Origin of the sequence: Bacillus sp. MHSD_36 (assembly GCF_030757775.1) — a bacterium.
In the GTDB taxonomy this organism is placed as follows: domain Bacteria; phylum Bacillota; class Bacilli; order Bacillales; family Bacillaceae_G; genus Bacillus_A.
Window position 1 is genome coordinate 252117 of the sequence record NZ_JAVBIS010000004.1, and the last position, 21405, is coordinate 273521.

General features: G+C 37.5%; 20 protein-coding genes. 13 read left to right on the forward strand and 7 right to left on the reverse strand.

What is annotated here, in order from left to right; genetic code table 11:
• Positions 1 to 67: 67 nt before the first annotated feature.
• The 10 genes from Q9B79_RS18425 to Q9B79_RS18470 all read left to right on the forward strand — a co-directional run bounded on the left by Q9B79_RS18425 (position 68) and on the right by Q9B79_RS18470 (position 10207).
• Complete coding sequence (locus Q9B79_RS18425; RefSeq protein WP_128805232.1) at positions 68 to 739, forward strand: response regulator transcription factor; 672 nt, start codon at positions 68 to 70, stop codon at positions 737 to 739.
• A gap of 11 nt (positions 740 to 750) precedes the next feature.
• Positions 751 to 2181, forward strand: coding sequence for a sensor histidine kinase (locus tag Q9B79_RS18430; RefSeq protein WP_306186462.1), 1431 nt, complete (start codon positions 751 to 753; stop codon positions 2179 to 2181).
• A gap of 66 nt (positions 2182 to 2247) precedes the next feature.
• On the forward strand, positions 2248 to 3030 hold the full coding sequence (locus Q9B79_RS18435; RefSeq protein WP_306186464.1) for a DUF3919 family protein: 783 nt from the start codon (positions 2248 to 2250) through the stop codon (positions 3028 to 3030).
• A complete protein-coding gene (locus Q9B79_RS18440) occupies positions 3027 to 4061 on the forward strand; it encodes an ABC transporter substrate-binding protein (protein ID WP_306186466.1) in 1035 nt (344 codons plus the stop codon). The genes Q9B79_RS18435 and Q9B79_RS18440 overlap by 4 nt, the downstream gene beginning before the upstream one ends.
• Positions 4062 to 4080: 19 nt before the next feature.
• Positions 4081 to 5415 carry an MFS transporter gene (gene pgtP / locus Q9B79_RS18445; protein WP_098669980.1) on the forward strand — a complete coding sequence of 445 codons (1335 nt, stop codon included), beginning with the start codon at positions 4081 to 4083 and terminating at the stop codon, positions 5413 to 5415.
• 239 nt (positions 5416 to 5654) lie between these two features.
• A complete protein-coding gene (locus tag Q9B79_RS18450) occupies positions 5655 to 6848 on the forward strand; it encodes an efflux RND transporter periplasmic adaptor subunit (RefSeq protein WP_306186469.1) in 1194 nt (397 codons plus the stop codon).
• Positions 6845 to 7525, forward strand: a complete 681-nt coding sequence (locus Q9B79_RS18455) for an ABC transporter ATP-binding protein (protein WP_087986571.1) — start codon at positions 6845 to 6847, stop codon at positions 7523 to 7525. Before Q9B79_RS18450 ends, Q9B79_RS18455 begins: the two co-directional genes overlap by 4 nt.
• Positions 7522 to 8724 (forward strand): ABC transporter permease, encoded by a 1203-nt coding sequence (locus tag Q9B79_RS18460; RefSeq protein ID WP_306186471.1) that lies wholly within the window; start codon positions 7522 to 7524, stop codon positions 8722 to 8724. Before Q9B79_RS18455 ends, Q9B79_RS18460 begins: the two co-directional genes overlap by 4 nt.
• Positions 8725 to 8837: 113 nt before the next feature.
• A complete protein-coding gene (gene yknW, locus Q9B79_RS18465) occupies positions 8838 to 9518 on the forward strand; it encodes a YknW family membrane protein (RefSeq protein WP_306186473.1) in 681 nt (226 codons plus the stop codon).
• A 218-nt stretch (positions 9519 to 9736) separates the two neighbouring features.
• Positions 9737 to 10207, forward strand: a complete 471-nt coding sequence (locus tag Q9B79_RS18470; RefSeq protein ID WP_306186475.1) for a sigma-70 family RNA polymerase sigma factor — start codon at positions 9737 to 9739, stop codon at positions 10205 to 10207.
• Between the two features lie 55 nt (positions 10208 to 10262).
• Here Q9B79_RS18470 and Q9B79_RS18475 read toward each other — a convergent pair whose 3' ends face one another.
• Complete coding sequence (locus Q9B79_RS18475) at positions 10263 to 10769, reverse strand: competence protein ComK (protein ID WP_306186476.1); 507 nt, start codon at positions 10767 to 10769, stop codon at positions 10263 to 10265.
• A gap of 194 nt (positions 10770 to 10963) precedes the next feature.
• Here Q9B79_RS18475 and Q9B79_RS18480 point away from each other — a divergent pair, with 194 nt between their 5' ends.
• The gene (locus Q9B79_RS18480) at positions 10964 to 11362 is read left to right on the forward strand and encodes a DUF4359 domain-containing protein (protein ID WP_306186478.1); all 399 of its coding nucleotides are present in this window, start codon (positions 10964 to 10966) and stop codon (positions 11360 to 11362) included.
• A gap of 19 nt (positions 11363 to 11381) precedes the next feature.
• Here the strand turns inward: Q9B79_RS18480 and Q9B79_RS18485 are convergent, their stop codons facing one another.
• Together Q9B79_RS18485 and Q9B79_RS18490 are read right to left on the reverse strand one after the other, a co-directional pair.
• The gene (locus Q9B79_RS18485; RefSeq protein WP_306186479.1) at positions 11382 to 11597 is read right to left on the reverse strand and encodes a DUF2922 domain-containing protein; all 216 of its coding nucleotides are present in this window, start codon (positions 11595 to 11597) and stop codon (positions 11382 to 11384) included.
• 67 nt (positions 11598 to 11664) lie between these two features.
• Positions 11665 to 11889 carry a DUF1659 domain-containing protein gene (locus Q9B79_RS18490; protein WP_306186480.1) on the reverse strand — a complete coding sequence of 75 codons (225 nt, stop codon included), beginning with the start codon at positions 11887 to 11889 and terminating at the stop codon, positions 11665 to 11667.
• Positions 11890 to 11999: 110 nt separating this feature from the next.
• Between Q9B79_RS18490 and Q9B79_RS18495 the strand changes: the two genes are divergently transcribed.
• Positions 12000 to 12485, forward strand: a complete 486-nt coding sequence (locus Q9B79_RS18495; protein WP_306186481.1) for a VanZ family protein — start codon at positions 12000 to 12002, stop codon at positions 12483 to 12485.
• A 63-nt stretch (positions 12486 to 12548) separates the two neighbouring features.
• Here Q9B79_RS18495 and Q9B79_RS18500 read toward each other — a convergent pair whose 3' ends face one another.
• The 4 genes from Q9B79_RS18500 to Q9B79_RS18515 form a co-directional block, all read right to left on the reverse strand.
• A complete protein-coding gene (locus Q9B79_RS18500; protein ID WP_306186483.1) occupies positions 12549 to 15305 on the reverse strand; it encodes a DEAD/DEAH box helicase in 2757 nt (918 codons plus the stop codon).
• Complete coding sequence (locus tag Q9B79_RS18505; RefSeq protein ID WP_306186486.1) at positions 15289 to 16908, reverse strand: SWIM zinc finger family protein; 1620 nt, start codon at positions 16906 to 16908, stop codon at positions 15289 to 15291. Before Q9B79_RS18505 ends, Q9B79_RS18500 begins: the two co-directional genes overlap by 17 nt.
• 271 nt (positions 16909 to 17179) lie before the next feature.
• Entirely contained in the window at positions 17180 to 17482 is a 303-nt protein-coding gene (locus Q9B79_RS18510; protein WP_306186487.1) for a DUF3910 family protein, read from the reverse strand.
• Positions 17483 to 17562: 80 nt separating this feature from the next.
• A complete protein-coding gene (locus Q9B79_RS18515) occupies positions 17563 to 18435 on the reverse strand; it encodes a cell wall-binding protein EntA (protein WP_306186490.1) in 873 nt (290 codons plus the stop codon).
• A 665-nt stretch (positions 18436 to 19100) separates the two neighbouring features.
• On the opposite strand from Q9B79_RS18515, the gene opuD reads away from it, so the two are divergent.
• On the forward strand, positions 19101 to 20618 hold the full coding sequence (opuD, locus tag Q9B79_RS18520) for a glycine betaine transporter OpuD (protein ID WP_306186492.1): 1518 nt from the start codon (positions 19101 to 19103) through the stop codon (positions 20616 to 20618).
• Positions 20619 to 21405 lie beyond the last annotated feature (787 nt).

Genomic DNA, 21405 nt, shown 5'->3' on the forward strand with positions numbered 1-21405 from the left:
CTCTTTTTTTATAGGATTTTTGCTATACTAAAATGTACTTATAATACGAGATGGAAGGAGGAGAATAATGAAAATACTTGTAGTTGATGATGAATCGAGTATTCGTAATTTGATTCGGATGCAGCTTGAGATGGAAGGGTATGAAGTACTTACGGCGGCTGATGGGAGAGAAGCTTTAGAGAGATGGAATGAAGGGCCGGATGTTTTGATTTTGGATGTTATGCTTCCAGATACAGATGGGTATGAGTTGCTTCGTTTGTTCAGGGAGAAGGATCGAGATATTCCAGTACTCATGTTAACAGCAAAGAGTCAGATGAATGATAAATTGCTGGGGTTGCAGCTTGGGGCAGATGATTATGTGACGAAGCCATTTAATTATGCGGAACTTATTCTTCGGGTTAAGAATATGACGCGGCGCGTGAAGAAGAAAGAGGTAACGGTAAGTCATGAAGTAATCGGAGCGGGAGAGATAACGATCTGTCCTAAGGAAAGAAAAGTGCATGTGAGTGGAGAAGAAATTCAGTTGACGTACCGAGAGTTTAATTTATGTCAGTTGTTTGTTTCAAATCCGCAGCGTGTATTTATGCGAGATGAGTTACTTGAGAAAGTATGGGGGTTTGAGTATATCGGAAATACGAGAGCGGTTGATATTATGGTACAAAGACTGCGGAAGAAGTTAGGGAATAGCGGGGAATATATTAAGACAATTTATGGCGTCGGCTATAAACTGGATTGTTAAGTGGTGATGGTATGTCTTTAAAAAGAAATATGGTGTTTGGAATAGTTGGACTGTTAATCCCGATTTTTGTTCTTTTGTATGCAGTTGTTTATATTACGTTAGAAAAGAATATGTATCATAACGTAGCAAATTCTTTGGAGAAGTTAAGTGTAGAAGCACAAATTTATACGATGAATTATTTAGAGAAGGAAGCAGAGGTCGAGACGCTCGGTCCGAATTCACTTTTAATTGCTTCGTATTTAGCGAAGCGTATGGATGTCCGTGTACAGATGATTGGGAAGAATGGAGATGTTGTTGCGGATACGCAAAAGGGAGCACTTCTTCACCGGAATATTGATATTGAGAGTTCTTTGAAGGGGAAGAAATCATATGTTTTTGAAGAGGGAGACCCAGCTCCAATTCTTTTATTTTCAAGCCCGGTATATTATGGAAACGATGTCATTGGAAGTGTTCGGTTTATAAATGAGTTAACGGGTGAGAAGGAAGTTTTAACAAATGTCGGTTGGACGTTCTTAATGACGTCTCTTTGTTTAGTAGCTGCGGGTATTTTCTTTGCGATTCGTTTGGCAAAGTCTCTTCATAAGCCAATTGACCAGTTAAGGCAAATGGCGCAACGGCTTGCGAATGGTGATTATAAAAGTAAGATTGAGCTAAATGAATATGTGGAAATTGCTCAGCTTTCAGCGTCTTTTAATGCGATGGCTGATGGAATTGAACTGCATATTAAGCAATTGAAGGAGGAGAAAGAGAAGCAGAAAGATTTCTTAGACCGTATTACACATGAGCTGAAAACACCGCTAACGGCGATTATTGGCTATGTGGATTTAATTCCAAAGTTAAAGGCGAAGGAAGATGTACAGGAGAGCCTGCGTTATGTAGCTGTAGAAAGTGAGCGGTTATTATCACTTGTAGAGGAATTACTTAAGTCTTCAAAGTACGGGACGAGTACGTTTGAAGTGTCACCTACAGTTGTGAATATAAAGGAATTAGCTGAAGAAGCAGTTTCAATTGTGAAACCTCGCCTGCAGAAATTTGAGATTGAAGTGATAAGTGAGTTACCGGATGTACATGTTGTTGCGGATTTCGATAAGACGAAGCAGATCTTCTTAAACGTGCTGGATAATGCGATAAAATATAGCGATGCTACACAAATTCGGATGAATGTAATCGTAAATGAACGTGAGGCGAAGGTTTTTGTTCATGATGATGGTATTGGTATAGATGAAGGTGTGCTTGCGGAGTGGAATGGATCATCAGGAGGGAAGGTACTTCCTTCTAGTTATGGGAATGGTTACGGTTTGTATATTTGTCAGGAGATTATGAATAAGCAGGGCGGAAGTATGCGAATTGAGAGTAGTGAAGCGGTTGGTACTACAATATTTATTACATTCTTACTTCCAAGACGGATGGAAGACATAAAACACTTGAAAGCGGTTAAATGATACATTTATGAAACAATTATGCGGTATTTTCGAAACAACGTTTTTTTATCTTGGAGGTAGGCAGAAATGAAAAGGCTATCATTTCAAATTCTTATGTTTGTTCTTTGTATAATCTTTTCTCTTATTTTGTTTTATGTGATGGAGAAGCAAATATACAATCGAATCACAATAGTGAATGACAAACAAACTGTTTTACAAAGAGTGAATGAATCCCTGCCTACCGAAATGAAGGTTAGGCATGAAAAGTGGGGAGAAATTGTTATAACGGATGAAGTTCGTTTGCATACGATTGTTTCATTCTTTGACCGAATTCAAATAGAACCGAGAGAAGCTAAGAGTCAAGAACAAGTATTTACTGGAGAAGTAACGTACTTGAATGGACAGAAACGTACTTTTGCAGTAGGTGACTTGTTCCAGTACGGGGCTGATATGTACGGAAAGAATGGTACGGATCCAATGATTTCAGCATTTCAAACGTATTTGTTAAGCCTGTATTACACGCCAGAACGTATTCATGACTTTTTTGCGTCAGCACAGGATGTCATAGTACGTCAAGGTGATGTAGAACGTACGATGAATCTTACGCACATACTTGATTCAATTCGGTACGCAAAGCAAATTACAGATTACGGAGAAATACAGACATTATTACAATCACAGAATGAACCGATCGCTTATATTACCGCTTATAAAACTGGTAAGCGTATAAAGAATGAGCGTGAAGACATTCTTACTATTTCTGTATATCCATCGTATTTTGTTGTGCAATATCTCGGTGATAATAATGGGAATGTCATGTATATGAAAAGCTCCCTCGCAAATGTATTTGTAAAGGAGAATGTGTCATGAGAAAGATAGCCTTTTTCTTCTTTTTGCTAGTAATTGGAGGAGCGATGTCTAGTTGCTCTCGAGATACAACCTCTATTAAATATAATAAAAATGGTCTCCCTATTTTGGATGATCGTCATCTTGTTGCGTATGTGGCAGCTCGCGAGGAAGTTGGTGAAGCGTTGCTTTCGTCATTCTGTAAGCCACGCGGCTGTACGTATGAATTTATTCGTCTTTCGACAGAAGAGCTTCTTCGGAGGGTAGAAGAGGAAGCTGGAAATCCGAAAGCGGATATTATTATTGGCGGTACGGTAGATGCGCATCAAATGATGAAACAAAAAAATCTATCTATTCCTGTTACGAGTCAGCACGCGAACCGTATTCCAAAAACTGTTACAGATAAAGACGGTTATTGGTACGGTTATGAAGTGGAGAAGCTAGCAATTGCGATCAATAAAGAGCGGTGGAATGAAGAAATAGCACCGCTCGGACTTCCTTATCCATCAAGGTGGCAAGATTTATTAAATCCAGTGTATAAGAGAAAGATTGTGATGCCAGATCCAAATGTCTCAGGAACAGCATATACGTTTTTTCAATCACTTATTGATACTGTAGGTGAAGAGGAAGCGAAGGAATATGTTAAGAAACTCGCAGGACAAGTTGGTGAAGTAACGGTGAATGGTTACATGCCGGTAGAGCTTGTTGCGAGCGGCAAGTATATGATAGGCATCAATTTCATGGGAGATCAGAGAATGCTTCAAAAACAAGGCTTTCCAGTTGTAAGTATCGTACCTGAGCAAACAGGGTTATCTGTTAATGCGATTTCGAAACTAAAGCGTGCACCGAATGGTATTATTGCGGATTTATTTATTGATTATTGTTTATCAGAAGAAGCGGGTCACATTTTAGAAAAAGTTTCGTTTGGCGTACCAACAATGTTTGCGAAGAATGAGAAAGAAATAGAAGGACAGCCGGTTAGAAGAACGAACCAAAATATATCAAATAGCGGAATAATCGAGATATGGAATAGACAACGTCTCTCTCAGAAGTGAGAAAAGGAGACGAAAGAATATGTTTAAATGGCTCAAGCCAGCACCTGCAATTGAAAGATTGCCAGCGGATATGATCGATCGTGTATATCGATTACTACGTATTCGTGTGTTAATCGGGATTTCAGTTGGATATGCTGCTTATTATTTAGTTCGTAGTAACTTTACGTTATCAAGTACGTATTTAGTACAAGAATATGGCTTTAGTACGGCTGAAATTGGTCTACTAGGTTCAGTAATGGCAATTGTTTATGGATTTAGTAAGTTCTTTATGGGGAATTTATCAGATAAAGCTTTCGCCCAGCGCTTTATCGCAGTCGGTTTATTCTTATCAGGGCTTGTGAATATTTGTTTCGGTTTTGCATCTTCATTTGGAATGATTGTTACATTACTTGTCCTAAATGGTATTGTACAAGGTATGGGAGCACCCCCTTGTAGTATCGTTATGACGAAATGGTTCTCAAAGAAAGAACGTGGTACGAAAACAGGTCTTTGGAATATTTCACATAACGTTGGCGGAATGCTTGTACCACCACTTGTCGGAATTGGTGTAGGTATTTTCGGTGAAAACCACTGGCAAGGCGGCGTGTTTATTTTCCCAGCTATTATCGCAATGGTAATTGCAGTTCTTGTTTGGATTAATGCGAAGGATACACCAGAATCAGAAGGTCTTCCTCCAATTGATGAGTATCGTAATGACTATGAAAATCTTGAAAAAGCAGATAATGCTAACAAGATGTCACCAAAAGAAATTTTAATGAAGTATGTAGTGAAAAATAAATTTGTATGGTTCTTATGTATTGCGAATGCATTTGTTTATTTAATTCGTTTCGGTGTTATTAACTGGGTTCCACTTTATTTAACGACAGTTAAAGGTTTCTCAAAAAATGAAGCACACGCGGCGTACGCAATCTTTGAAGGTATGGCAATTCCAAGTTCATTAATCGTTGGTTTTTTAAGTGATAAATTATTTAAAGGAAAACGTATGCCATTATGTATCATTAGTATGGTCGGAGTTGTTATTGGTACGTTTGTATATTGGCAAGCAACTAGCATACTTGTTGTAAGTATTGCTGTTTCTATTATTGGTTGTTTAATTTATGTACCACAGTTCTTAATCGGTTTAAGTGCGATGGAATTAGTACCGAAATTTGCAGTAGGTACAACAGTTGGTATGTGTGGTCTGTTCGGTTATGTAGGCGGAAGTCTTGTAGCAAACGCAGCAATCGGTGTTATTGTTGATCGTTCTGGCTGGGATGGTTGTTTCATTTTACTATTAACAGGTGCAATTTTATCGACAGTCTTCTTGTTCATCGTTCAACGTGGACATGAAAGAAAAGCTCCTAAAGCAGCTTAATATTTTGTTCGAAAAGCTATCCAATTATTATTTTGGATAGCTTTTCTTATATGAATATAATCTTTCCTTAAATCTATCTTAAAAGACAATATGTCATATTTCTAATCATTGGAATTTTTGTTACAATATAAATGAATGTGTAAAACTTTGTAAAAAGAATGTAATAATATGTAATTTGTTTTCAGAAAGTTTTATACAATTTTTATATTAAACTATTAAGTTATAAAAGGAGAGAGAATATGGTACCAAATACGGTTCGTACTCCAAACAAGAAGAAGAAGTGGATTATTATTGGGGTTATTGCACTAATTGTTATTGTAGCAGCAATTAATATTTTCGTAATGCAAGGTAAGAAGAAAGGCGCAGCAACGTCTGCTGACGCTGTAAGCTTTGAGAAGGTAACGGAGCGAAAGCTTAATAATACGAAGCTGATTTCTGGTCAGGTGAAGCCTGGGAATATTGAAAGTTTCTATGCGGATCCGGCCAAAGGAAAAGTAAAAGATATTGAAGTAAAAGAAGGACAAGAGGTAGAGAAAGGCGCGAAGTTATTCTCTTATGATAATGAAGAGATTAATTTGCAAATGAAGCAAGCAGAGCTTGATCAGAAGATGGCTGATATGCGTTATGATCAAGGGAAGAAGAAGATTGATTCGCTGAAGAAAGAAATTAAGAAAGCGAAAGATAGCGGAGCTGGGAAAGAAGTAACAGATCCGATGGAAGAGCAAGTAAGTGAGCTGGAGATAGCTCAAAAGACAACTGATCTTGAGAAAGAAAAAGGGAAGTTACAAAAAGAAGAGTTAAGTAAAAAGCAGAAAGAGCTTACGATTTATAGTAATTTTGCTGGTGTCGTTCAAAAGTTAGACAAGGATGCGGCGCAAAGTTCATCTCAAGCGTTAGGTGGTCAAGGGAAAGCATTTTTACAAGTAGCTTCTAAAGATCCGTTCCAAATTCAAGGGACGTTAACTGAGCTTCAAAAATCACAAATTCAAAAGGATCAAACATTCACTGTAACTGCGAAAGCAAATAATAAGAAGAAGTGGACAGGTAAGATTACAGAGGTAAGTGAATTCCCAACGAGTGCAGAGATGGCGCAAGCTGGTGGTATGGGTGAAGCGACCCAAAACATGTCTCAATATACATATAAGGCAAGTCTTGATAGTCAAGATGGTTTATCTCCAGGCTATCATGTTTCTCTGCAAGTAAGTTTAGAGAATAAGAAGATGATTGCTGTTCCGACTAAGAGTATTGTAGAAAAAGATGATGATGCATTTGTTTATGTTGAGGATAAGGGAAAGCTTCGTAAACAAAATGTGAAAAAAGGTTCTACTGATGGAGACTGGACAGAGGTTGTAGAAGGCGTAACAGTGGGGCAAAAGGTGGTTAAAAATCCTTCCGACGATGTGTATGACGGAATGGAAGTGAAAGAGAAATGATTACGTTAAATCATATTGCTAAAACGTATTATCAAGGAAAATTGGCAGTACCGATTTTGCACGGTATTAGTTTAACGATTCAGGGCGGTGAATTCGTTTCGATTATGGGACCGTCTGGTTCTGGTAAATCAACGCTTATGAATATTATCGGTTGTTTAGATCGTCCAACAGAAGGCGAATATATGCTGAATGATGTGAATATCTTAACAGCAGATGAGTCAAAACTTGCATTAATTCGTAATGAATATATTGGTTTTGTGTTTCAGCACTTTAATTTGCTGCCGCGTCTTTCAGCAGTGGAAAACGTTGAGCTTCCGCTCGTTTATGGTGGCATAAAGAAGGCAGAGCGTCGTAAGCGTGCTTTAGAGGCGTTAGGTAAAGTTGGATTAGCAGATCGCGTGCATCATTTACCGAATGAGTTATCAGGTGGACAGAAGCAGCGTGTAGCAATCGCAAGAGCGATTGCGAATAATCCAACATTCATTATGGCCGATGAGCCGACTGGTGCGCTTGATACGAAGTCTGGTGAACAAGTTATGGATATTTTCACGAAGCTTAATGCAGAAGGTACAACGATTGTTATGGTTACACATGAAGAGGAAGTAGCAGCGTATTCTTCCCGCCGCATTGTATTGCGAGATGGGAAAATTACAGAAGATAGAAGGTGTGCGGTATGAGTTTACTAGATAGTATAAAAATTGCCCTATCTTCTATTTTAGCTCATAAACTGCGTTCAGCTCTTACGATGCTCGGTATTATTATCGGGGTAGGTTCTATTATTACTGTCGTTGCGATTGGGCAAGGCGGGGAAGCGATGCTGAAGTCGAAATTCGCAGGTTCGGGTGGTAATAATCTGATGCCAATTCAATTTAAAGCAGATATTAATGATGAGTTTAATATGGGCGGGCATGAAATACCGAAGTTAACGGAAGAAGATATTATGGAAGTAAAACAAGTAAAGGATGTATCCCACGTTATTACAACAAATCAAGGGATGGAGATACTTGATGTAAATGATAAAAAAGCAAATCTAAATATTATTGGTCTTGATAATGAATATTTTGCAGTTAATAAAGTAAAGATCGTAAAGGGACGTACTTTAAGTGAATCAGATATTACTCATGCAAATAACGTTATGATGATTAGTACAAAAACAGAAGAAACTTTATTTAAGGACGTAAACCCAGTTGGACAAATTATTGAGATGAAGGGACAGCCAATGCAAATTATTGGTGTGTATAAATCTGATAATGAATTTATGGGATTTGAGATGGAAGAGGGATTAATCCCACTTACGTTATGGCCTGTTTTATACGGAACAGATGATATTCAAAATATCGCAATTCAAGCTAAAAATGTAGACGATTTAGAAGCAGCTGGGAAACAAGCTGTTGATGTATTAAATAGTCGTAAGCCAAGTGAAATTCCAGGTAAATATGAACTGGTTAACTTAAAAGAATTCCAAGAAAATGTTTCTAAAGTAACTAACATCATGACAATGATCATCGGCGGTATCGCGGGTATTTCATTAGTCGTTGGTGGTATTGGTGTTATGAACATCATGCTCGTATCTGTAACAGAACGTACGCGTGAAATTGGAGTACGTAAAGCACTTGGAGCGACGCGTAGTAAAATTTTATTACAGTTTTTAATTGAAGCAGTTATGTTAACACTTCTAGGTGGTTTAATTGGAATTGGTCTTGGATATGGCGGGGCCTATATCGTTTCCACATTTGCGAAATGGCCACCACTCGTTTCATGGGAAGTTGTCGTTGGAGGCGTACTGTTCTCTATGACACTTGGTATTATCTTCGGATTAATTCCAGCAAACAAAGCTGCGAAATTAGATCCAATTGAAGCATTACGTTATGAGTAATTAATAGTGTAGTAGAACTACACATTACCGTTCTAGTGGGCGGTTCGTGGCCTCTGTGTGAGGAAGTGAACCGCCCGTTAGAACGGGTTATATACATAGAAGGAGGCGTTATAATGGAAACAAATATTAATACGCAAGATGTAGGTTCGAAAAAGCCGTCATTATTAGGGATGATTACATCTCCAGGTGAACAGTTTGAGAGAATGAAGACGAAAAGTCCAGTATGGGGGGCATTTTTCCTTTTCATTATATTAACAGCTGTAATTGCAGGGATTAGCATGTATCAAGTAGTAAATCATCCTGGTGTAATGGGTGAGGTGCCTGATGCCGAAGCGGCTAAAGTTGTTGGTTACTTCGGAATAGGAGCAGGTATTATTGGTGGGCTATTTGGTACTGCGATTTGGTTCTTCATTGCGGCAGCTATTTATAAAGTGATTATGATGTTTATGAGTAATGATACTTCATACATGAAATTATTATCTATTTATGTCTACACATATACGATTTCAATTTTAGGTGCAATTGTGAACTTTATTATTAGAATGATTCTTGGTGGAGATATTGAAACTTCTTATACAAGTTTAGCAACTTTATTTGAGTCAGGTACAGTTGCTCATGGTGCTGCTTCATCATTCGAAGTTTTCAATATTTGGGCATTAGTTGTAATGGGATTAGGATTACATATTACGGCTGGATTAAGTAAAAAACAAGCAACAATTTTAATTATTATTTTCTTTATTCTTTCAGTTGGATTTAGTAGTTTAAGTGGTCTAGCTCCAAAATTTGGTGCATAATTTGTTCTTTTAGAAAAAGGTGGCTCTTCGGAGTCACCTTTTTTATTTTTACCTCTATTTCAAATACCACCAACAAAATTTCAAATACTATCTAGTGTAATTTTAAATTCTGTCGGTAGTATTTGAAATTACTCACAGTGAAATCACTTCTTTATTTTTATATTGTGGAGGTACCGGCGGAATAACAAAGAGGTATACCTTTTAGAAGTGGGTACTGTGTGAAACCAGCGACTTTTAAAGAGGCAGTTGTTTTGTATGAAGGAATGATTGTGAATCAAATAAAGAAGTTAGGTATTTATCAAGATCATGAAGAGTATTATCAATGTGGTTTAATTGGTCTTTGGCATGCGTATGAAAGGTATGATGCGAAGAAAGGAAGTTTTCCTGCATATGCAGTTATAACGGTGCGTGGTTATATATTAGAAAGATTGAAGAAAGAGTTTGCGGTGCAAAAAAAGTGTGTATGTGTAGGAGAGTATGAGGATATCTTTCATTTTGAAGATATTGAAATGAGAGCGAAGGATTTTATGAGTGTGCTAGATGAGAAGGAGAAGTACATTATTTTTGAACGTTTTTTTGTAGGGAAGACAATGGGGGAGATCGCTACTGAGATGGAAATGACTTATTACCAAGTGAGATGGGTGTATCGGCAAGCGCTTGATAAAATGCGAAATAGCTTAAGAGGATAAATAGTATCATAAGAATGGAAGGCAAGGGATATTGCTTTCCATTCTAATTATTTTATTAAGGTAATAAATGTAATAAGAAGTTTTTGAATTGCAGTGAATCTTGCATGTTCATACGTGCTAATACGTATCCAGCTTTTAATAATTGTTGCTTTAACCTATGAGGACTGATATGTATGGTTGTAGTTGTGCCATTTGAAAAATAAATGGTAGCTTTTTTACTCTTTTTGAAATACTCTACGTAATTTATATGGTTATAAAACAGCCATATACAGTTTGGAGAAGAAGGAGATTCCGTCGGGAAAGCACAAATGTATTCTCGATGATTAATTGGAATCGGAACATTTTGTTTGAAATGAAATTTTGTTTGAACTGCTTTCCGTCTGCCTTGATAAGTAGAGTGAACATTGGCTAAACAAGATTGCTTGATGAGTTGGAGAGCAGTTTGACAGGAGTAAAGATGGTTCCCACTACTGTCAATCATTTTCGTGCGATAAGAAGGGTGCTTGTATGGTTCCAGCATCATTGTAGAATTAGAAATAATAATAGCGTTTTCTTCATTCATAAATTTGATTCCCCTTTTTAAAATGATAATGTTTCTCAATATGATTATATACGAATTAAGTAAATTAATTGTTAATATTCCGTTTTATATTGTAAATTTTGTCTATTCGTTTACAATCAATAGATGTTAGTCTTTCTAATTTGCATCGCTTGTACATATATATGAAAATAGAAAAGAGTAGGCGGTGAGATAGTATGAAGAAAAAGTATATTATTATGGCTCTAGTTGTTGTTCTTCTAGTATATTTAGCAAATAGTAATCCGAGTAAAGGTGAATATACGGACTGGGCAGCGAAGCAGTTTATGAAACGTAATGATGTAAGTAAGAAGCTAGACGAAGTTCAAAAAGAGAATGAAGAGGGTCTCCTTGGCGATTTAGCATCGGCTGGTAAGAAGTTGGCGAAAAAATATGTTGAGCCACAAGTTGGATTATTAATCGATCATTATACGAAGCGAGATGATTATATATTCTTCTCAACATATAAGACTGAGTTCGATATAGGCGAAGAACACTATAAATATGTATGCGTCGGTTTTTCCAAAATCTTTATTCCAATTGAAATGCCGAAGAAAAAAGACGAATCTGCAAAATGATGCAGATTCGTCTTTATGTTTATAAGGTAATGGAAACCTCAGATACATTCCTTTCTACGAGACGGGCTCCTTTTTTTCGGGTATTATCATTGATTGATGAAAATACAGATGAGGCAAGGATGGTATCCATTACTTGATTTACGACCTGTGCATCAACGGGTGTGATCGGTTTCTCGATAGAGAAGACGACTGTTTTTCCATCTTCTTTCGCGAAAATTAATTCTAGTACTTGCATACGTTGTTTCCTCCTTTTTATTTATCGTGTAATCAGCGGGGGATGCCCCACTGATTACAGTTCTACCTTATAGGTTAGAAAGGTCTGATGTGCTAACAAGTTGTATAGCGTGAAGTGGTGATGCTTGTAAGGAAGCAAGAGCACGTGCTACGTTTTGTACTTGTTCTAAGTTTGCGTTTGTTTTAACACGCTTAAATTGTTTGTTCTTGAAAACTGTTTTTCCGTTCTTATCTAATCCATTGTTTAAGACAAGACGTAAAGTTAAATCCATTACGATTGTTTCGACTGCCATGTTTATCACCCCCTTTCACTATATAAATAGGGTTCAAATGTCATGTTTTGGCGTGAAATTTATTCTTTTTTTTGGTACTCTTAAAAGACTAAGAGAGGGGTTTCGGAAGAATGAATCGTAAATGGTTATTTTGGATTCCTGTTTTACTATGGATGGGGTTGATTTTCTATTCCTCAGCACAACCGTATAAAAAGCAGGATATGCGCTCGGATATTGAACAATATGTAAATGTGGAGTTTGTAAAAGAGCATTTCTCGTGGGTATCTATCGATTATGGCGGTGGTACACCTGTTAGCATTGCAAATAAAGGTGTAGGCGGATTTATTGAGTTTTTCCTTCGTAAAGGTGCTCATTTTATGGTGTTCTTTATGCTCGGGTCATTGATATATTATGCTTTTCATCGATCGGGTTATTCGAGAAAAAGGTGTTTCCTATACGCTCTTCTTTTCGTTGCGGGATATGCAACATTTGATGAAATTCATCAATGGTTTACGGGAGATCGTACACCGATGTGGCAAGATTCATTACTGGATACGTGCGGCGGATTAACAGGGATTATAATAAGTAATTGGTTTTGGAATAGAAAAAGGAGCTAGTCTTTTGAGATTAGCTCCTTTTGTTTATCCCGCTATTCGCCGGGGGCTGATTAAAGTTTCACTTTATACACCAAGTAATTCTTTTAGCTCGTCTGTAGATAGTTCGGTCATCCAACTATCGCTTGTAATGACGGCGTTGTTTAGTGATTGTTTTCTTTCTAACATTTCATCAATTTTTTCTTCGAGTGTCCCCGTTGTAATAAGTTTATGAACATGAACGAAGCGTTTTTGACCAATACGATATGCACGGTCTGTTGCTTGGTTCTCTACAGCTGGATTCCACCAACGGTCGTAGTGAATGACATGGTTGGCAGCGGTTAAGTTTAAGCCAGTTCCACCTGCTTTTAACGATAAGATGAAAATGTCATACGTTCCGTTTTGGAACTGCTCGATCATTTTGTCACGTTCTTTCTTCGGTACACTACCATTTAAGAAGAGGACGCGCTGACCGAAATGTTCTTCTAACACACTTTTTAGCATGTTCCCCATACCGATGTATTGCGTGAAGATTAGACAACTTTCATTTTGATCTTTTATATTTTCAATGAGTTCCATTAGTGTGCTCGTTTTCATGGAACGTTCGATGATATTTTTTGGTTCTGTTTCTTTTAAATAAAGAGCAGGGTGATTACAAATTTGTTTAAGTTTGTTCAGCATGAGTAATATAAATCCGCGTCTTTCAATCCCGCTTAATCCTTCTACATTTTGCAACGTATCTTGAACAAGTTGTTCATATAAGGAAGCCTGTTCTCCAGTAAGTGGACAGTAAGCTTTCTGTTCTTGTTTATCTGGTAAGTTTAATGCGACTGTTTGATCTTTCTTCGTACGACGCAGTAAAAACGGCGAGATAAATCGTTGAACTTGTTGGATTTTTCCTTCGTCACGGTCCTTTTCGATTGGTGAGACGAAGCGGCGCTGGAATTGTCCTAAGCTGCCAAGATATCCGTGATTAATGAAGTCGAAAATAGACCAAAGCTCGGCAAGTCGGTTTTCCATCGGTGTCCCAGTTAAAGCGATTTTGTGATTTGCTTGCAAGTTTCGGACTGCTTTTGACTGTTTCGTATGTGGGTTTTTAATATTTTGTGCTTCATCCAAAATAACAGCATCCCAGCATAACGTACTAAGTTCTTCCTCATCAAGCTGAGCTAAGGCATAAGATGTTAATACAACATCTGCTGATTGAAGGAAGTCTTTAAATGATTCGCCTTTCGCCCGATTACTTCCATAATGTAACTGAACACGTAAATTTGGTGCGAAACGTTCAAATTCTTTTTGCCAATTTCCAAGAACAGATGTCGGTGCCACGATTAAGGCAGGGCCGGTTTGGAGATTGTTCTCTTTTATATATAGTAAGTAAGTGATCGTTTGAATGCTTTTTCCAAGTCCCATGTCGTCAGCTAACAATGCGCCGAATCCAAGTTTTCTTAAATATAATAACCACTCAATGCCATGTTGTTGATACGGGCGGAGTGTAGCATGTAGTGAAGAAGGGACATCTACTTTTGGAATATCTCCAATGTGCAATAGTTTTTGGAATAGCTCTTCATAATATCCATCTAGTTCGATTTCAATATCGGTAAATGGACTATCTTCTTCTACAATTTCTGTTTCAGCCGTGTTTGATAAATGTTGCTGAAGGACATCTTTCATTTCGAGTCCATATTTATCGGCACGGTTCATGAGCTTTCGTACTTCTTCAATAAAGGCTGGGTCCAGTCTCATCCATTGACCATTTATATTGAATAATCGTTTGTTTTGTTCAACGAGTTCGAAAAATTCGCTTTCTGATAAATCGATGCCGTTCGTTGAAATGCGCCAGTCAAAATTAACGAGCGTATTCATACCGAAGAAAGATTGCGTTTGCGTCGCATTTTGCTTCAGTTGCACACGTAATTTTGGTTTTGTCGCTTTTAAATTTTGCCACCATGATGGTAGTAAAATCGTAATACCTGCAGCGAGTAATTCGTTACTTGCTTCTGTTAAGAAGTTCCACGCTTCTGTTTCAAAGAGCTCGCTTCGGAATGTATCTCCTTCTTTTAACCATGGCACGAGCTTACTGAAACCTTCTTGTGTTTCAAGAATACGCTCTTCATAATCGTGCCAGCGCTTTGGTAAAGAATCGATGTTTTCATATACATATATGCGATGAGCACCACGCTTTGGTGTAATAATCGTTTCAAGCTTCCACATTTCAAATTCTTCTTGCGGCTCTTGTAGCCGTAGTCCGATTGTAAAGGGAAGGTCATCTTCAATGTAACCAATTTTTCGAAGCCAATCTTCTTCATGTAGCGCTGCATCCAATTGTCTTTTCGTAAAGTCGTAATGTTCATAAAGTCTCTTTGCATCTTCCCATCCGTCGTTTGAACGGTTATCTTGTAATATGCTTTCATTTACCGCAGCCGAGAAAAGAGATGCCAATGTGCCATCTTCGATTGGAGTATTTTGAACTTTCCAAGATGGTTGTTTAGGCCAACGCTCCATATCAGGGACGAAGCTACCGCTGATGAAGGCATCCCATAATTCGTTCGCATCTTCCGTAAGTGCTGTAATAGGGCCGTTCATTTGAATATGGGAAAAGGAGTTCATCGGTTTATTAGCGATGTATTCAAATGCTTGTGCGTTTGTTAGCATAACACCTTGTTTTCCTTCAAAGGTTGCTTCTTTTAGAAACGTGCCGTAGAAGGAAGTGGAGTGCCATGTAAATGCATTTCGTTTCCAACTGGTTACGGATAATGGAGTACCGCTGTCATCTTCTCCCCAAAGGAACCAACCTTGACTAACATGCTGGAGCCTAATTGTTACTTTAGTTTGATTGATCATCGATTAATTTTCCTTTCCGTAATTCCTCTTGTAGTGCACGCAAACGTGAATGTAAGTTTGCGATGTGAATAATGAAGGCATCCCATTCATCGGTACGCTTTAATCGTTTATATAATGTACGTAATTTCTTTAAGTAACGAACTGCACGTCTATATGATTTACGATTTCGCTCTTCAATGGCCTCTACGGCAGCAAGATGATAAAGAGGAAGTGCTGCTTCTGGTGCTTCCTTTTCAATATCTTTCAGCGGCTCTTTCAAAAGTTCAATTGCTTCAAACCCATGTAAGAGCTGAAGTTCTGTCCATGTATGATACTGCTTTTTCGCGAGTACGTATTGCTCATAGTTTGCGAAACTATATGGTAATAGCTCTTGTAAAATCATTTCGAATCCAGCTTGTTCATTTGTATGAGTTGCATACGTTTCATACATGATGACAAATAAGCGAACGATATCTTTTATGAAAATTGTATTTTCTTGCTCATGTATTGTTTTTTTCACTTGTTTATACGTAAAGGAAAGCCAGTTTTTTGCACGATCCCATTTCATTGTATTTAACAACTCTTCTAACCAATAGAAGTACAGACTTACAACAGAAGGAGGTTGTTTCTTTAGTAAGTCCATCGCTAATAGGTCTTCATCATTTAAAAACAGTAGATGAGAAGATGCCAAAGCCTTGGAAAGTGGATTGATTTTTGTATCGATTCGTTTTTCTTCTTCATGTAGTTGCTCTTTATTGTGTAACAGTTCACTCCATATGTGACGATAAATAAAGAATCTCTCTTGCGTATAAGCGTCGGTGGAGAAGAATACTTCGTGAACGAGACGAGCTGTTTCTTGCAAAATTGCTTCAGAATCTGAAGGAATCGCTTCTGATTGTAAGTCCCGAACGATAGATTCCACTTTATCTACAAATAGGCGAACGACGTTAACAGGCTGATGATAAGAATACGTTTTATTTGCTTCGAAGTCCTGAATTTCTTCTAATAATTTTTGAAAACAATAAAGCGCTGCATGTAATCTGAACAATTCATGTATCACAACGATACGCGGAGCCTTCCGCTCAAGTTTCGTATAGAAGTCCGTAAAAATACTCATAAGAAAATACATTTGCTTATAAGTAAGCCGAGCTTGTTCTTTTTTAAATGAATCATATTCGTTATCAAAATAGGATTGCCAACTTTTATAATCGGTGTCTTCAAAAGCTGATGATTGCAATACTTGTCTTGCAGTTCGAATAGGAGGAAGAGAAGGTTTCGTATTATTTTTAAATAAAGTTAATACATCTCCTACTTGCCCGAAACTAGACGCTGCAGATAGTAACACAGCGAGCATATGCTCACATTGCGTTGGGGCGAAGCAATCGCAATAGCTTTCAGCTACGTTACGAATCGGGATATGGACACTATATACGCTGCCTTCAGCATCTACAGTTCCTGATAGCGTATAACCATCAAAGTCAACGTTGTAGACAACACCACTACGATATAGGTGCCGAGCTGTAGCGACATGTTCCTGATCAGCTGTTTGCTGTGGATCTAGTCCTTGAACGAACTCATTCGCAATCATCATAATTTCATCTTTCGTAATTGAGTGTTGCAGCATAATATTCCTCCGTACACATATTTCTTTCCTCTACCATTATAAACAAAAAATGCTCAAAACAGAAAAAATGAAATTTGGATGCTTGTAGTGTAACTATGAATGGAGATGGACAGGTGTTGTTCAATATTTTTGAACGACACCGTTTTTGTTGTTAAATTGATAATTCGTTACAAATCATTGATATATTTTTCGCTACTCGTGTTCAAGAAGGAAAAGTAAAAAGGATATCACTTAGCCGAAAAAATATGGCGAGGTGATATCCTTTTTACAATTATGAGCGCGTTTCCTTTACTATCGCTTGTACATATGGATCATGTAATATTTGTTCTATAATGGGTAACATGTTTTGTTCAAATGGAATGTCGATAGGGAATGGCTTTTGTGAGCCTGGTTTGATTCCATATTGGACAAGTTTGTAATGTGTATTTTCTTCAGACTTGAGCACAATTAATTTATAGCGATTGTCATCACCAGCGAGTGAAAAGTCAATGGAAGTAGCGTCGTATGTTACTTCATCTTTATATATATACGGTTTTGGTGTACCGATCCAGTCTACTTTTGCTTGTACATTCATGGGCATAGCCTCCTTTATAGCTATTATAAAAAAATAAAAGCCAGCTCTCAATAAAGAGAACTAGCTTTAGCAGTCATTGGTTATTTTAAAATTTTCACTTTAACAGTTTTGCGGCCCCATTTTTGAGCAGCACTATCTGATCCAAGTAGGATGTCGATACGGTTACCTTTAATTGCACCGCCAGTATCTCCAGCGATAGCTTCTCCGTAACCTTCTACCCATACTTTAGATCCTAATGGGATTACTTTCGGGTCAACAGCGATCATTTTCATGTTAGGGTTCGCTGTTAAGTCATGACCCATTGCAGTTAATACACGGCCACCGTATGTGCCACCGTTTTCGCTCGGATGAGCTGTATATGCTGTAGCTACAACTGTTAACTCACGACCACCAGAAGGTGTGTTAGTTTCAGCAGCTTTTACAGCAGGCTTAGCAGCTGGTTTTGCTTGTGCTACAGGTGCTTTAGCTGGTGCTACAGCTTTAGCAGGAGCAGGTTGTTCTTGTTTCTCGATAACAGGTGCTGTACCTGTTAAGAAAGGAACGTGAACATAAGCTGTTTTCCCGTTATATTCGAATTGTAACCACTCATTTTGTACTTGGTTCGTTGTTTCGATTACATCGTCTTTCTTAAGCGTCCCAAGAATTTCTGAGTTTGTGTTCGCTTCAGCACGTACGTTTAATACGTTAGCTGTTACGTAGTAGATGCTTTTTGTGAACTCTGCACTTACGAATGCGTCTTTACCATCTAAAGTGATTTTTGACCATCCGTTTTCTGTATTTTGTACATCTATTTTATTACCGTTTAGTAATTTACCGACAACTTTTGATTCAGTAGTAGGGTTTTCGCGTACATTTAGTACGTCTGTTGTTACAACAGTTTCTGCATTAGCAGATGATGTGAAAATCCCAAGACCAAAAACTGCTGCTGTTGCTATTCCAATTAATTTTTTCATGATAGCCTCCATTGCGTTTGTTTTCGTGTCCTCATTATAGCAACAGATTTTTTCGGATTTGGGGAAAACACACAATTACAAACCATTCGTAATAAGTCGTTAACATCCTGTAATATAACAAAAAATGTAGGAAAGCGTTTTTCATTCTATATGATTAGTAGGTTTCTACTTATATTCAAAATATTTAATACAACATAATTTTTTCGGCGTAAATAAAAATATTACAGTAGTGTTACATGATGTTTACTAAACGATTACATTCCTTGAGTATTTTACCGTTTTATGGGTAATATAGTTATATAAACATAAACATTTCGTTTGTGAAACTATAAACACATGCTATATACTAGCAAAAAAACCGCATAATTGTTACAACAAAGAAAGGGTTGCAAGGAAGAAAAATGCCCTTTTTTAAATCTGTAACACATCCTTTTTGGGGAAAACACATTCCCATCCGCATTTTTCTCGCACAATTCGACAGCAGTATTTCGATCTTATAGCTCTTGCAGAGTGAAAAGATTATACGGAAGGTAAGGCTGTCCATAAGAATTCTAGTTGATGAAGGTGAAAGTAAGAAAATCACCGTAAAATTATAGTTTTCTATCCGATTTTACATATCGGAATTTATGTTATTTAAAAAAGTAAAACCTACGAAGGGGGATTTGATGAGGAAACTGACAAAAACATTCATCGTTTCATTAACATTATGTATTGCATTTACAATTTGGGGGATTATTCCCGAATCTATTATTGGAAAAGGTAGCTTAGGAAATGTAACAACCGCAATTCAAACTGCATTAGTTAGTAAGTTTGGATGGTTTTATATTATTTCTGTTTCTATTATTTTAGGTGTGTCTATCTTTTTAATTGTTTCGAAATACGGTTCTATTCGTTTAGGTAAAGATGATGACGAGCCTGATTATAGTTATATGACATGGTTTGCTATGTTATTTAGTGCTGGTATGGGTATCGGTTTAGTTTTCTGGGGCGTTGCCGAACCATTAAACCATTTGTATGCACCTCCGTTTGGAGAGAGTGCAACTGAGGAAAGTGCACGTCTTGCACTACGTTTTTCATTTTTCCATTGGGGATTACATCCGTGGGGACTATATGCATTTGTAGCACTTTGTATTGCTTACTTTACTTTTAGAAAAGGAAAAGCAAGTACGATTAGTGCGACAGTAGGTCCGTTATTTAAAGGCGGGGACCATGGGCGTATCGCTCATTTATTTGATGTGTTAGCTGTTTTTGCGACTGTATTTGGTGTTGCGACATCATTAGGTCTTGGCGCAAAACAAATTGCCGGTGGTGTTAGTTATTTAACATCTATCCCGAATTCATTAACGACTCAGTTAGTTATTATTGCAATCGTAACAGTGTTATTTATGTTATCTGCGCAAACAGGTCTTGATAAAGGAATTAAATATTTAAGTAATACGAATATTATTTTAGCGTTTGCACTTATGATTATTGTATTGTTTGCAGGTCCAACAAACTTTATTATGAATTATTTCACTTCAACGATTGGTTCTTATATTCAGGAATTGCCAAGCATGAGTTTCCGTTTAAGTCCATTAGATGAAGGTGGAAACCAATGGATTCAATCGTGGACAATTTTCTATTGGGCATGGTGGATTGCATGGTCACCTTTCGTAGGTACGTTTATTGCTCGTGTTTCACGAGGACGTACTATTCGTGAGTTTGTTATCGGTGTGTTACTCGTACCGACCGTAATTGGTGCCCTTTGGTTCTCTGTTTTCGGCGGAACTGGTATTCATATGGAGTTGTTTGGTGATGCTCATATCTTTGAAAAAGTGAAAGAGATGGGAACAGAAGTAGGATTATTCGCTATGTTTGATCAGATGGGAAGTTTTGGATCAGCTTTATCTGTTCTAGCTATTCTTCTTATTTCTACATTCTTTATTACATCTGCAGATTCAGCGACATTCGTTTTAGGAATGTTAACGACACATGGTAGTTTAAATCCACCAAACCGCATTAAAATGATCTGGGGTATCGTTTTAGCAGCCCTAGCTTCTATCTTATTATATATAGGTGGATTAGAAGCACTGCAAACGGCAGCTATCATTGCAGCATTCCCATTCGTCTTCGTTATTTTCTTTATGATGGCAGCATTATTTAAAGAGTTACAAAAAGAAGGGCGTATGAAGCGTCATAAATAATAGAAGGAAAAAGAGCTGATTTTGTATCAGCTCTTTTTTATCTCGCTTTAATGGGCAGTAAGACCCCCACCTCAAAATGCAGCGAAAGCAAAGAAGTTAGGTAGGGGGGCGGGCTACCCATTAAAGTCCGAGTGGTGAGGGCTAATAATTAGTGGGGGATGAAGAAAACCCCCACTGATTAAAGTTTCATTTTATATAGAAGGAATTTTAATTACAGGTTAGGGAAATAAAATACTTTACTATGTGAGTAGTATGCCTTTTATGCGAAGAAAAATCGGTACATTTCGACAATATTCGATATTTTGCGAACTCTATTTGTATTTTTGACAAAAAATTGTCGGAAATGTGTTGTCACGTTTATGTATATGTGCTATATTATTTCCTGTAAGCGATTTCAAATAGTTTTAAAGCGCATTCAAGGGGGACATCTAGAATAATGAAACGTTACGAAAGAAAGTGGAAGCATATTTGTTTGAAACGTGTGGCACATCGTAGTGTCCAAGAAAGCACGGAACCTAAGACTGAAACGCGCAAAGAACAGCAAGAGAAGCAATTGGTTCTACAAAAATAGCAATCACTTTTTCGTATATAAATGAAGGTCGATCGTTCGTTGGGGGATGGACGTGAAATTACTTTCAGCTAAGGGGTATTGTCTGATATATATAATTTATACGGCAATAAATAAGCACAGAGCATACGGCGCTCTGTGCTTATTTTTATCCCGCTTTAATGGGCAGTAAGACCCCCACCTCAAAATGCAGCGAAAGCAAAGAAGTTAGGTGGGGGA